The organism is Achromobacter sp. SIMBA_011, assembly GCF_046535435.1.
Lineage (GTDB): Bacteria > Pseudomonadota > Gammaproteobacteria > Burkholderiales > Burkholderiaceae_B > Achromobacter > Achromobacter dolens.
Genome location: NZ_JAWRWN010001298.1, coordinates 1 through 232 on the forward strand (window position 1 = coordinate 1; position 232 = coordinate 232).

Sequence of the window (232 nt, forward strand, 5' to 3'; positions counted from 1 at the left end):
CTGGCATGCACCTTGCTGAAACAGAGGCGAATCCCCACTGACGCGCGAAGCCGCCTCGACGCGGCTTGCCAGACAAGAACCGACAACCGTCGACCCCACCATGCCGACGACCCACGAAACACCATGCTGCGCGTCCTGCTCGTAACCGATACCGACAAGCCGATTGGCGATCTGCGCGACGCGCTCGCGCGGCTCGGCTACGACATGCTGGCCGAACCCGCGACGCCGCAGG

General features: G+C 65.9%; 1 pseudogene. It reads left to right on the top strand.

From position 1 onward, the window contains the following. Positions 1 to 123: 123 nt before the first annotated feature. Positions 124 to 232 (top strand): annotated as a pseudogene (locus tag SB816_RS35265) (response regulator); the annotation flags it as partial.